The sequence below is a fragment of the Streptomyces sp. RLB3-17 genome (assembly GCF_007113425.2).
In the GTDB taxonomy this organism is placed as follows: domain Bacteria; phylum Actinomycetota; class Actinomycetes; order Streptomycetales; family Streptomycetaceae; genus Streptomyces; species Streptomyces mirabilis_D.
This window is the reverse complement of sequence record NZ_CP041610.2, coordinates 10,232,761-10,245,783: the sequence shown is the minus strand read 5'-3', so window position 1 is coordinate 10,245,783 and position 13,023 is coordinate 10,232,761. Positions and strand designations below refer to the sequence as shown.

The 13,023-nt window shown below is 70.8% G+C and carries 10 protein-coding genes; 8 read left to right on the top strand and 2 right to left on the bottom strand.

What is annotated here, in order from left to right; translation table 11 throughout:
- Positions 1-234: 234 nt before the first annotated feature.
- Positions 235-1,752, bottom strand: a complete 1,518-nt coding sequence (locus FNV62_RS46020) for a sugar ABC transporter ATP-binding protein (RefSeq protein ID WP_054233460.1) — start codon at positions 1,750-1,752, stop codon at positions 235-237.
- Positions 1,753-2,081: 329 nt separating this feature from the next.
- Here FNV62_RS46020 and rhaI point away from each other — a divergent pair, with 329 nt between their 5' ends.
- From rhaI to FNV62_RS45985, 7 genes are all read left to right on the top strand, one after another.
- A complete protein-coding gene (rhaI, locus tag FNV62_RS46015) occupies positions 2,082-3,242 on the top strand; it encodes an L-rhamnose isomerase (protein WP_054233459.1) in 1,161 nt (386 codons plus the stop codon).
- Between the two features lie 172 nt (positions 3,243-3,414).
- Positions 3,415-5,454 (top strand): bifunctional aldolase/short-chain dehydrogenase, encoded by a 2,040-nt coding sequence (locus FNV62_RS46010; RefSeq protein ID WP_143604111.1) that lies wholly within the window; start codon positions 3,415-3,417, stop codon positions 5,452-5,454.
- Positions 5,451-6,899, top strand: a complete 1,449-nt coding sequence (locus tag FNV62_RS46005) for a rhamnulokinase (RefSeq protein WP_211179159.1) — start codon at positions 5,451-5,453, stop codon at positions 6,897-6,899. Before FNV62_RS46010 ends, FNV62_RS46005 begins: the two co-directional genes overlap by 4 nt.
- Before the next feature lie 141 nt (positions 6,900-7,040).
- On the top strand, positions 7,041-7,796 hold the full coding sequence (locus FNV62_RS46000; protein WP_143604110.1) for a (Fe-S)-binding protein: 756 nt from the start codon (positions 7,041-7,043) through the stop codon (positions 7,794-7,796).
- Positions 7,793-9,295, top strand: coding sequence for a LutB/LldF family L-lactate oxidation iron-sulfur protein (locus FNV62_RS45995; RefSeq protein WP_097287753.1), 1,503 nt, complete (start codon positions 7,793-7,795; stop codon positions 9,293-9,295). Before FNV62_RS46000 ends, FNV62_RS45995 begins: the two co-directional genes overlap by 4 nt.
- Entirely contained in the window at positions 9,292-9,939 is a 648-nt protein-coding gene (locus FNV62_RS45990) for a LutC/YkgG family protein (protein WP_054232485.1), read from the top strand. The genes FNV62_RS45995 and FNV62_RS45990 overlap by 4 nt, the downstream gene beginning before the upstream one ends.
- 22 nt (positions 9,940-9,961) lie before the next feature.
- Complete coding sequence (locus tag FNV62_RS45985) at positions 9,962-11,116, top strand: ABC transporter ATP-binding protein (protein ID WP_143629528.1); 1,155 nt, start codon at positions 9,962-9,964, stop codon at positions 11,114-11,116.
- A gap of 198 nt (positions 11,117-11,314) precedes the next feature.
- Here FNV62_RS45985 and FNV62_RS45980 read toward each other — a convergent pair whose 3' ends face one another.
- On the bottom strand, positions 11,315-12,031 hold the full coding sequence (locus FNV62_RS45980; protein ID WP_143604108.1) for a hypothetical protein: 717 nt from the start codon (positions 12,029-12,031) through the stop codon (positions 11,315-11,317).
- A 151-nt stretch (positions 12,032-12,182) separates the two neighbouring features.
- Between FNV62_RS45980 and FNV62_RS45975 the strand changes: the two genes are divergently transcribed.
- Positions 12,183-13,022, top strand: a complete 840-nt coding sequence (locus FNV62_RS45975) for a DUF1206 domain-containing protein (RefSeq protein ID WP_143610277.1) — start codon at positions 12,183-12,185, stop codon at positions 13,020-13,022.
- Position 13,023 lies beyond the last annotated feature (1 nt).

Genomic DNA, 13,023 nt, shown 5'->3' with positions numbered 1-13,023 from the left:
GGCGGACGACCGTCGAAGTGAGGGGAACGGCCCCCTGAGAAGAGGCGGGTGTGTCGCGGGCGGCCGAACCGGCGGCTCCGAACTCCCCACCGGCGGCACGCCCCACGTTCGCGGAGGCGAACCGACCGCCCGCCCCGGCCGCTGCTGGTGCTGCTGGTGCTGCTGGTGCTGCTGGTGCTGCTGGTGCTGCTGGTGCTGCTGGTGCTGCGTCGAGGGTGGCGGGCCTGGTGGCTGTCACGCGGCAACCCTCCCCGTCGCGGCGGCCATCACGGTCTCCTCGGTGGCTTCGGAGCGGGGTATCTCGGCGGTGAGCCGGCCCTCGTGCATCACCAGCACCCGGTCGGCCATGCCGAGGATCTCGGGCAGGTCGGAGGAGATCATCAGGACGGCCACCCCGTCGGCGGCCAACTCGGAGAGCAGCCGGTGCACTTCGGCCTTCGTGCCCACGTCGATGCCCCGGGTGGGCTCGTCGACGATCAGCACCTTGGGGCCGGTGGCGAGCCACTTGGCGAGGACGACCTTCTGCTGGTTGCCGCCCGAGAGCGTGTTGACCGTGTCGGCGATCCGGGCGTACTTCACCTGGAGCTTGACCGCCCAGTCGAGGGAACGGCTGCGCTCGGCGCCGCGGTCCACCAGCCCCGCCTTCACGGTCGTACGCAGCCCGGTGAGCCCGATGTTGCGCTCGATGGACATGTCCATCACCAGGCCCTGGGCGCGCCGGTCCTCGGGGACGAGGGCGAGCCCCGCGGCCATGGCCGTGGAGGGCGCCCCGTTCGTCAGCGACTTCCCGTCGACCTCGACCTCTCCGGCGTCCCAGCGGTCGACGCCGAAGACGGCCCGGGCGACCTCCGTACGCCCGGCGCCGACGAGTCCGGCGAGACCGACGATCTCGCCGCGCCGCACGTCGAAGGAGACGTCGGTGAAGACGCCCTCACGGGTCAGCCGGCGCACGCTCAGGGCGACTTCGCCCGCCTCGACGTCCTGCTTGGGGTAGAGCTCGTCGAGGTCGCGGCCGACCATCCGGCGTACGAGGTCGTCCTCGGTCATGCCGTCGAGGGGCTCGCTGGATATCCGGGCGCCGTCGCGCAGGGTCGTGACCTGTTGGCAGATCTGGAAGATCTCCTCCAGGCGGTGCGAGATGAACAGCACCGCCGAACCCTGCTCGCGCAGGGTGCGCACGACACCGAAGAGACGGGCCACCTCGCTGCCGGTCAGGGCGGCGGTCGGCTCGTCCATGATCAGGACGCGGGCGTCGAAGGAGAGCGCCTTGGCGATCTCGACGATCTGCTGGTCGGCGATGGACAGTCCGCGCGCCGGGCGGTCGGGGTCGAGTTCGACACCGAGTCGCTTCATCAGGGCGGCGGTCGCCTCGTGGGTGGCCTTGTGGTCGATACGGCCGAGGGCGCGCCGGGGCTGGCGGCCCATGAAGATGTTCTCCGCGATCGACAGGTCGGGGAAGAGGGTGGGCTCCTGATAGATCACCGCGATGCCCGCGTCGCGGGCGTCGGCGGGACCGTGGAAGACGGTGGGCTCACCGTCCAGCAGCACCCGACCGGCGTCCGGTCGGTGCACGCCGGCGAGCGTCTTGATGAGGGTCGACTTGCCCGCGCCGTTCTCACCGGCGAGAGCGTGCACCTCGCCGGGGAACAGTTCCAGGGACACGTCCCGCAGGGCGCGTACCGCGCCGAAGGACTTGGAAATGTCCTCCAGCGCCAGTACGGGGGCCGGACCCGCGTCGGACCGGTGGGTCATGTGAGCTCCTCAACGACGCGGGCGGCGAGGCCTCACGACGTCGTGAAAGGTTTCAACTAGGTTGCCGGGACGTTAGGCAGGTAGCCCAGGTCACGTCAATGGGTTCGGGTCGAAATTTTCGATAGCCGATGGTCACAACCGAGTCACGGAGGGCTGACTTCACCCAGGGGCTTGACACGCCTTCGGGCGGCTCATAGCTTCGGCCTTCTGAATCGTTTCAGATCGTTTCAGGCGGAAGAGCTGTTCCGATCAGGCAGAAGTGCAGTTCGGACCCGACTCCACAAGTCGTTCGAAACCGAAGCCACACCCGAAGTCACAGGAGCCCCGAAGTGACCGAGCTTGCCGCGGTGAAGACCGCCCTCAAGACCCAGGCAGTAGAGACGCCCTCGTGGGCGTACGGGAACTCGGGAACCCGCTTCAAGGTGTTCGCGCAGCCCGGAGTCCCGCGCAATCCGCGCGAGAAACTGGACGACGCCGCCCAGGTGCACGCCTTCACGGGGGCCGCGCCGACCGTCGCGCTGCACATCCCCTGGGACAAGGTCGACGATTACGGGGCGCTGGCGAAGTACGCGCAGGAGCGCGGCCTGAAGCTGGGCGCGATCAACTCCAACACCTTCCAGGACGACGACTACAGGCTCGGCTCCATCTGTCACCCGGACGCCGCCGTCCGCCGGAAGGCTGTCGACCACCTGCTCGAGTGCGTGGACATCATGGACGCGACGGGTTCGAAGGACCTGAAGCTCTGGTTCGCCGACGGTACGAACTATCCCGGTCAGGACGACATCCGCGAGCGCCAGGACCGGCTGGCCGAGGGCCTGGCCCAGGTCTACGAGCGACTCGGGGACGACCAGCGGATGCTGCTGGAGTACAAGTTCTTCGAGCCCGCCTTCTACATGACGGACGTCCCGGACTGGGGCACGGCGTACGCGCACTGCCTCAAGCTCGGCCCGAAGGCGCAGGTCGTCGTCGACACCGGGCACCACGCGCCCGGCACCAACATCGAGTTCATCGTCGCGACGCTGCTGCGCGAGGGCAAGCTCGGCGCGTTCGACTTCAACTCGCGGTTCTACGCCGACGACGACCTGATGGTCGGTGCGGCCGATCCCTTCCAGCTGTTCCGGATCATGTACGAGGTGATCCGCGGCGGTGGCTTCACGCCGGACGTCGCCTTCATGCTCGACCAGTGCCACAACATCGAGGCGAAGATCCCGGCGATCATCCGTTCCGTGATGAACGTGCAGGAGGCGACGGCGAAGGCGCTGCTCGTGGACGGTGCGGCGCTGGCCGACGCGCAGCGTACCGGGGATGTGCTCGCGGCCAACGCGGTGATCATGGACGCGTACAACACCGATGTGCGGCCGTTGCTGGGTGAGGTGCGCGAGGAGCTGGGGCTGGACGCGGATCCCGTCTCGGCGTATCGCCGGTCCGGGTGGGCGGAGAAGATCGCGGCGGAGCGGGTCGGTGGGCAGCAGGCGGGGTGGGGGGCGTGAGCGGCTGAATCTCGTCTGCCCTGTGCGGACCGTTGCAGGCTGCGGGCCGTATGTGGCTGGTCGCGCCCACGCGGCGGAGCCGCAAAATGTCACAGCCCCGCGCCCCTTCGGGGCGCTTCACCGCAGGTACGTCATATCTCACCCTTCTTTCTTTCCTCTAAGGACCAGGAACATGGCATCCCATCCCGAAGCCGCCGCTCTGTTGGCCCGGTCGCACCGGCTCGGTGCTGATCCTCGTAACACCAACTACGCGGGCGGCAACGCCTCCGCGAAGGGCACCGACACCGATCCTGTGACCGGCGGTGATGTCGAGCTGATGTGGGTGAAGGGGTCGGGTGGGGATCTCGGCACCCTGACCGGGGCGGGGCTCGCCGTGCTGCGCCTTGACCGGCTGCGGGCGATGACGGCGGTCTACCCGGGGGTCGAGCGCGAGGACGAGATGGTCGCCGCGTTCGACTACTGCCTGCACGGCAAGGGCGGCGCGGCCCCGTCCATCGACACGGCGATGCACGGGCTGGTGGACGCTGCCCACGTCGACCATCTGCACCCCGACTCCGGGATCGCGCTGGCCTGCGCGGCGGACGGCGAGAAGCTGACCGCCGAGTGTTTCGGCGACAGTGTGGTGTGGGTGCCGTGGCGCCGGCCCGGCTTCCAGCTGGGTCTGGACATCGCGGCGGTCAAGGAGGCCAACCCGCGGGCGATCGGCTGCGTCCTGGGCGGGCACGGCATCACGGCGTGGGGCGACACGGCGGAGGAGTGCGAGCGGAACTCGCTGCACATCATCCGCACCGCCGAGGCGTTCCTCGTCGAGCGTGGCAAGGCGGAGCCCTTCGGGCCCGTCGTCGAGGGGTACGCGGCCCTGGAGTCCGCCCGGCGCCGGGAGCGGGCCGCGGCGCTGGCGCCGTTCGTCCGGGCCCTCGCCTCGCAGGACAAGCCGCAGGTCGGCCACTTCACCGACTCCGACGTCGTCCTCGACTTCCTCGCGAGCGCCGAGCACCCGCGCCTCGCCGCGCTCGGCACCTCCTGCCCCGACCACTTCCTGCGGACCAAGGTCCGGCCGCTCGTCCTCGATCTGCCGCCGACCGTGGAACTGGACGCGGCGATCGCGCGGCTGAAGGAGCTGCACGGCGAGTACCGCGAGGAGTACGCGGCCTACTACCAGCGGCACGCCGACGCCGACTCCCCCGCCATGCGCGGCGCGGACCCGGCGATCGTGCTGATCCCCGGTGTCGGCATGTTCTCCTTCGGCAAGGACAAGCAGACCGCGCGCGTGGCCGGCGAGTTCTACGTCAACGCGATCAACGTGATGCGGGGCGCCGAGGCGGTCTCGACGTACGCGCCGATCGAGGAGTCGGAGAAGTTCCGCATCGAGTACTGGGCGCTGGAGGAGGCCAAGCTCCAGCGGATGCCGAAGCCGAAGCCGCTCGCCACCCGGGTGGCGCTGGTGACGGGGGCGGGCAGCGGGATCGGCAAGGCGATCGCCGAACGGCTCGTCGCCGAGGGCGCGTGCGTGGTGATCGCCGATCTCGACGCGGAGAACGCCGCCGAGGTCGCCTCCTCGCTGGGCGGGCCCGACAAGGCCGTCGCCGTCACCGTCGACGTGACCTCCGAGGAGCAGATCGCCGAAGCCTTCAGGGCGGCGGTGCTCGCCTTCGGCGGCGTCGACCTGGTGGTGAACAACGCCGGTATCTCCATCTCCAAGCCGCTGCTCGAGACCACCGCGAAGGACTGGGACCTCCAGCACGACATCATGGCCCGTGGCTCCTTCCTCGTGTCGAGGGAGGCGGCGCGGGTGATGATCCAGCAGGAGCTGGGCGGGGACATCGTCTACATCGCGTCCAAGAACTCGGTCTTCGCAGGCCCGAACAACATCGCGTACTCCGCCACCAAGGCCGACCAGGCGCATCAAGTACGGCTCCTTGCCGCCGAGTTGGGCGAGCACGGCATCCGGGTGAACGGCATCAACCCCGACGGGGTCGTGCGCGGCTCGGGCATCTTCGCGGGCGGCTGGGGCGCGCAGCGCGCGGCGACGTACGGCATCGAGGAGGAGAAGCTCGGCGAGTTCTACGCCCAGCGGACCATCCTCAAGCGCGAGGTGCTGCCCGAGCACGTGGCGAACGCCGTGTTCGCCCTGACGGGTGGGGATCTGACCCACACCACCGGTCTGCACGTCCCGGTCGACGCGGGTGTCGCGGCGGCCTTCCTGCGATGAGCGAGCACGTGAAGAGCTTCGCCGCGGTCGACCTCGGCGCGTCCAGCGGGCGCGTCATGGTCGGCCGCGTCGGCCCCGAGTCGCTGGAACTGACGGAGGCGCACCGCTTCCCGAACCGGCCGGTGCGGGTCCCCGAGGGGCTGCGGTGGGACATCCTCTCGCTGTACGCGGGGGTGCTCAACGGACTGCGGGCGGCCGGGCAGGTCGACTCCGTCGGCATCGACAGCTGGGCCGTGGACTACGGGCTGCTGGACGCCGACGGCGCGCTGCTCGGCAACCCGGTGCACTACCGCGACGCCCGCACCGAGGGGGTCGCGGAGAAGGTGTGGGCCACCGTGCCCGCCGCGGAGCTGTACGCGGCGACCGGGCTCCAGTACGCGCCCTTCAACACCCTGTACCAGCTCACGGCGGCCCGCTCGACGGCTCAACTCGCCGCCGCCGAGCGGCTGTTGCTCGTTCCCGACCTGCTGGCGTACTGGCTCACGGGCGAGGCGGGCACGGAGATCACCAACGCCTCGACCACCCAGCTGATCGACCCGCGCACCCGTGACTGGTCCCACGACCTCGCGGACCGGCTCGGCATCGACCTCACGCTGTTCGCGCCGCTGCGACAGCCGGGCGACCCGGCCGGTCTGCTGCTCCCGCGGGTCCTGGAGGAGACCGGGCTGAGGGGCCCGGTCCCGGTGACGACCGTCGGCTCGCACGACACCGCGTCCGCGGTCGCCGCCGTCCCGGCGGCGGGCCAGCGGTTCGCGTACATCTGCACCGGCACCTGGTCCCTCGCGGGCCTGGAGCTGGAGCGGCCGGTCCTCACCGAGGCGAGCCGCGCGGCCAACTTCACCAATGAACTGGGCCTGGACGGCACGGTCCGCTATCTGCGGAACATCATGGGGCTGTGGCTGCTCCAGGAGTGTGTACGGGAATGGGGGCAGCCCGATCTGGGTGCGCTGCTGCGGGCCGCCGCGGAGGTGCCCGCGCTGCGGTCGGTGGTGGACGCGGGCGACGCCACGTTCCTGGCCCCCGGCCGGATGCCGGACCGGATCACCGACGCCTGCCGGGAGTCGGGACAGCCCGTGCCCGAGTCGCGCGCCGAGATCACCCGTTGCATTCTCGACTCCCTCGCCCTCGCCCACCGCAGGGCGATCCGCGAAGCGGAGGCCCTCGCCGACCACCCGGTCGACGTCGTCCACATCGTCGGCGGCGGCACCCGCAACGAGCTCCTGTGCCAACTGACGGCCGACGCCTGCGGACTGCCGGTCGTGGCCGGCCCGGCGGAGGCCGCCGCGCTCGGCAACGTCCTCGTCCAGGCCCGCGCACACGGTCTGGTCGGCGACCGTACGTCGATGCGGCGGCTCCTCGCCCGTACACAGCCGTTGCGGCGGTACGAGCCCCGGGGCGACGCGGCGGCCTGGCGCGCCGCCCAGGACCGACTCACCCGCGGGTGAACCGGAACTCCCGCCCGCCGTGACGGGCGCCTTTCACCCGTCCGCGAGGGGGACTCGTCCGTGTCCATGAGCGGGGGCTCCCCTGCCGCCCGCCCTCCGCGTACCCTGCACTCATCCGATGATCGATCCCAAGGAGCCGCGATGCGTGTCGCCCTGTTCCTGACCTGTGTCAACGACACGCTCTATCCGGACACCGGCCGCGCCGTGGTGAAACTGCTGACCAGACTGGGCGTCGAGGTCGACTTCCCGATGGCGCAGACCTGCTGCGGGCAGGCCCACTACAACACCGGGTACCGGCATGAGGCCGAGCCACTGGCCCGGCATTTCTCCGATGTCTTCGGTGACTACGAGGCGATCGTGACACCCTCCGGGTCGTGCGGCGCGATGGTGCGGGAGCTGTATCCGCGGATGGGTGAGCGGGCGCGGGCGGAGGGCCGCGGGGACACCCTCGCGGCCACCCTCGCCCCGGTCGTGCCGAAGACGTACGAGCTCACCGAGTTCCTGGTGGACGTGCTCGGCGTGACGGACGTCGGCGCCTACTACCCGCACACCGTCACCTACCACCCCACCTGTCACGGGCTGCGCAGTCTCGGGCTCGGCGACCGGCCGCGCCGGCTCCTCCAGGCCGTCAAGGGTCTCGAACTGCGCGAGTTGCCGGGCGCGGACGAGTGCTGCGGCTTCGGCGGCACGTTCGCCGTCAAGAACGCCGACGTCTCGGCCGCGATGGGCGCCGACAAGGTGCACAACGCCGAGTCGACGGGCGCGGAGGTGCTGTGCGCCGCCGACAACTCCTGTCTGATGCACATCGGCGGCACGATGACCCGGCTGGAGACACGGATGCGGCCGGTGCACATCGCGGAGATCCTGGCCAGTACGGAAGAGGAGCCGAGCGCATGAGTGGCACCTTCGTCGGCATGCCGTCGTTTCCCCCACCCGCCCACCCGGCCTTCCCCAAGGCGGCGCACGAGGCCGTCAACAACCCGACCCTGCGCGGCAATCTGCGCCACGCCACCCACACGATCCGCGCCAAGCGGGCGGTCGCCGTCGCCGAACTCGACGACTGGGCCGCGCTGCGCGAGGCCGGCAAGCAGATCAAGGACCACACGCTCCGTCATCTCGACCGCTACCTCGTGCAGTTGGAGGAGTCGGTCACCGCGGCCGGGGGCATCGTGCACTGGGCCGCCGACGCCGACGAGGCCAACCGGATCGTCGCCGACCTGGTGAAGATGACCGGGGAGAGCGAGGTCGTCAAGGTCAAGTCGATGGCCACCCAGGAGATCGGCCTCAACGAGGCCCTGGAGGCCGAGGGCATCCACGCCTACGAGACCGATCTCGCCGAGCTCATCGTGCAGTTGGGCAAGGACCGGCCCTCCCACATCCTCGTCCCGGCCATCCACCGCAACCGCGGCGAGATCCGCGACATCTTCGCGCGCGAGATGAGCGAGTGGGGCCGCCCGGCGCCGGAAGGCCTCACCGACACGCCCGCCGAACTGGCCGAGGCCGCCCGACTGCACCTGCGCGAGAAGTTCCTGCGCGCCAAGGTCGGCATCTCCGGCGCCAACTTCATGGTCGCCGAGACCGGCACCCTGATGGTCGTGGAGTCCGAGGGCAACGGCCGGATGTGTCTGACCCTGCCAGAGACGCTGATCTCGGTGGTCGGCATCGAGAAGATCGTTCCGACCTGGCAGGACCTGGAGGTCTTCCTCCAGACCCTCCCCCGCTCCTCGACCGCCGAGCGCATGAACCCGTACACCTCGATGTGGACGGGCACCACAGAGGAGGACGGCCCCCAGACCTTCCACCTGGTCCTCATCGACAACGGCCGCACCGACACCCTCGCCGACGAGGTCGGCCGCCAGGCCCTGCGCTGCATCCGCTGCTCGGCGTGTCTCAACGTCTGCCCGGTGTACGAGCGCGCGGGCGGTCACGCCTACGGCTCGGTCTACCCGGGCCCGATCGGCGCGATCCTCAGCCCCCAACTCCGTGGCACCGCAAGCGAGATCGACGCCTCGCTCCCGTACGCCTCCTCGCTCTGCGGCGCCTGCTACGAGGTCTGCCCGGTCGCCATCGACATCCCGGAGGTCCTCGTCCACCTGCGCGAACGGATCGCCGAGGGCGGTCCGGTGACGCGGGAGGGCAACAAGGTCGTCCTCAAGCCCGCCAAGGGGCACGCTGCCGAGCGGGCGGCGATGCGGGCGGCACGCTGGGCGTTCAGCCACCCGGGCGCGCTGCGCACCGGTCAGCGGCTCGCCTCCCGAACGCGCCGCTTCCATCCACGCTCGCTGCCCGGTCCGGGCAAGGCGTGGAGCGGCACCCGGGATCTCCCGACGGTGCCCGCGGAGCCGTTCCGCGACTGGTGGCAGCGTACGCACGGCGGAAAGGACACCGACAAGTGAGCAGCAGGGATCTGATCCTGGGGCGGGTACGGCGCGCGCTCGCCGATGTGCCGCGGGACGACACGCCGTACGAGCAGGCCATTGAGCGGGGGTACCTGCGCGAGCACGGGTCTCGGAGCGTCGAGCAGACGGTGGATCTGCTGGCGGAGAACCTCGCCGACTACCGGGCGCTGGTGCACCGCTGCGCGGCCGACGAGCTGGCCCCCACCATCGCCGGGCTGCTCGCCGGACACGGTTCGACGTCGGTGGTCCTACCGGCGGGACTGGACGCGCGGTGGCTGGCGGCGTCGGAGGTGACGCGCGTCCCGGACCGGGCCGAGGACACCTCGGGCGAGCTGGACCGCGTCGACAGCGTCGTGACCGCGTGCGCGCTCGCGATCGCCGAGACCGGCACCCTCGTCCTGGACGGTGGCCCTGACCAGGGACGCCGTCGCATCACGCTGGTCCCCGATCACCACATCTGCGTCGTCCGCGTCCCCGACCAGGTCGTCTCCTCCGTGCCCCAGGCCCTGGAGCGACTGGATCCGACCCGCCCGCTGACCTGGATCTCCGGCCCGTCGGCGACCAGCGACATCGAGCTTGACCGGGTCGAGGGGGTGCACGGTCCGCGCACCCTGGAAGTGGTGCTGGTGAGCGGGGAGTGACCTGCGCGGTTAGCGTGAGGGGATGATCCGGTTCGAACAGGTCACCAAGCGCTATCCGGACGGCACGACGGCCGTGGACGGCCTCTCGTTCGAGGTCGCGGAGGGCGAACTCGTCACGCTCGTCGGCCCGTCGGGCTGCGGCAAGACGACGACCATGATGATGGTGAACCGGCTGATCGAACCGACCTCGGGCCGGATCTTCGTGAACGGCCAGGACATCGCCACGGTCGATCCGGTGCGGCTGCGGAGGCGTATCGGGTACGTCATCCAGCAGGTGGGCCTGTTCCCGCACCGGACGATCCTCGACAACACGGCGACCGTGCCGACGCTCATCGGCTGGAAGAAGGCGAAGGCGCGGACGCGCGCCGCGGAGCTGCTCGACCTGGTGGGCCTGGACCCGAAGACGTACGGCTCGCGCTATCCGGAACAGCTGTCGGGCGGCCAGCGCCAGCGGGTCGGGGTGGCCCGGGCGCTCGCCGCCGATCCACCCGTACTGCTGATGGACGAGCCCTTCGGGGCCGTCGACCCGGTGGTCCGGGAACAGTTGCAGGACGAGTTCCTGCGCATGCAGGAGGCCGTGCGCAAGACGGTGCTGCTGGTCACGCACGACATCGAGGAGGCGGTACGGCTCGGCGACCGCATCGCGGTGTACGGGCAGGGCCGCATCGAGCAGTTCGACACGCCGGGGGCCGTGCTCGGCACCCCGGCCACCCCCTATGTCGCCGAGTTCGTCGGCGCCGACCGCGGGCTGAAGCGGCTGTCGGTCACCGACATCGAGCCCGACGACCTGGAACAGCCGCCCGTCGCCCGCCTGGACGAGCCCGCCGAGACGGCGGTCGCCCGCCTGCACGCGCAGGGCGCGCGATGGGCGGTCGTCCTGGACACGGAGGACGACCTGCACGGGTGGGTGGGCGTCGACGAGTTGACGGCGGGCGGGTCCGTCGGGGACCGCGCCCACCGGATGAACTCGTGGGTCCCGGTGGGCGCCCCGCTGAAGCAGGCCTTCGGCGTGATGCTCCAGCACGACGCGGGCTGGGTCGCGGTACTGGACGGGGCCCGCTTCCTCGGCGTACTCACCCCGGCGAAACTGCACGAGGCACTGCGGCGGTCGGTGGACGCGGATGCGCGGGGAGTGCGGCGGGGGCAGGTGTCGATCGACTCGATCTCCGATGCGTGAGCGCTCCGCTGGGTTGGGCGGGGGGGTGCGGGTTGTTCGGCGGTGCGGGTTGTTCGGCGGTGCGGGTTGGGCGGGGGGTGCGGGTTGTTCGGCGGTGCGGGTTCGTTGTGGCTGGGCGCGCAGTTCCCCGCGCCCCTTTGGGGCGCCCGCGGCAGTACTGCCCTGATCGGGCCCAGCAGACCGCGCAGGCGTCCCACGTCAACGTATGTCTCCTGAAGCGGAGTTCCCTTCCGTCGCGCTACCGAAGACGGCCTTCAGGCGAGCCGCCAGGGCCGCCAGACGGGCGGTGAGTGGGGCGCCGCCGAGCTGCCGGGCCAGGCAGGCGAGGATCTGCTCGACGGCCCCGCGGACCCGTTCCTCATCGATCGGGGGGCGGGCCAGCTCCACCTTGATCACCGCCGCGGCCTGCCGAATGACGTACTGCGAGTAGAGGTCGAACCCCAGCCGATCGACCTCGACCCGCAGGGTTTCCACCACCTGTACGGGGTCGGCACGCCGCGCCGGCTGGAAGTGCGTCCGGTACAACTGCTCGGGCCGTGCGTCGGTTTGATTCTGGGTCACATTCCCTTGGGAGCCGATCGCCACCTGGCTGTCGGTGATCGGGCCGAAGACATAGACCAACGGAGTCGTCGGCTCGTCGGGACGCAGGGGGCTGATCCGCTCGGGATTCGGCGCGCGGGCCAGGCGCAGCAGGGACTCGTAGTCGCGGTAGTCGATGAGCGGGGGTCCGGCGGCGCGCGGTGCCTGTGCCGGCCCAGCCGTCGGCGGTGCACCATGCGGCGTCCATGCCGGTACCCCGGCCATCCCCCGCCGGTGGATCGGCTCCCCCGCCTCATGCGCGGTCTCCCTCGCGGGCTGGGACGACACGCCGGGGAGCGGGCGCTCGTTCTCGTACCGGAATCCCGCACTGGCCATGTGAACCCCCCGTGGCAGAGCACCTCCTTGAAGCGTAGCGAGACAAACCCGGGGAGGAAGGCCTCATCCGGCATCGGAACACCGCAATCCGGCCACTTCCGCACACGTGTGTCTCTCCGATGCGAGGGCACCCGTTCCGCGGGAGGTCCACATGAACGCAAGTGCGACGGCACGGACCGGACGCATCAAGGCTCGGCGCGCGGCGAGGGGCTCGGGGGTGGAGTACGCCGCCCGGGCGGGTCTGACCGCGCGGGGCGTGATCTACCTGCTGGTCGGTGTGCTGGCGCTGCGGATCGCCTTCGGGGACGGGAAGAAACAGGCGGACCGCAACGGTGCGGTCGCGGAGATCGCGCAACAGCCCTTCGGCGCGGTGCTGCTGTGGGCGCTGGCCGTCGGCCTCGTCGGCATGGCCTTGTGGCGGCTGTCCGAGGCGTGCTTCGGTTCCGCCGGGCCGGACGGCCGGGCGGCGAAGAAGCGACTGCTGTCGGCCGGGCGCTTCGTGTTCTACGCGTTCGTCGCCTACTCGGTGCTCTCGTTCGCGGCGGGCTCGGGCAGCGGCGGGAAGGGTCCGAGCGACCAGCAGTCGCGGGACGTGACGGCCAAGGTGCTGAATCTGCCTGCGGGGCAGTGGATCGTCGGAGCCGCCGGAGTCGGCATCGTCGTGGCGGGTCTGCTGATCGGCGGGCGGGCCGTGCTGCGCAAGTACCACAAGAAGCTGAAGCTCGGTCAGATGTCGGCGCGCACGCGGCGGCTGGTGGATGTGACCGGCGTGGGCGGTGGCGCGGCGCGCGGGCTGGTGTTCGCCGCGGCGGGGTGCTTCGCCGTGCGCGCGGCGATCGACTACGAACCCGACCGGGCGAAGGGGCTGGACGACACGATCCGCTCGTTCGCCCACACCCCTGCGGGACCGTGGCTGCTGGTGTGCGTCGCCGCCGGACTCGTGCTGTTCGGTCTGTTCTCCTTCGCGATGGCGCGCTGGCGCCGGATCTGAG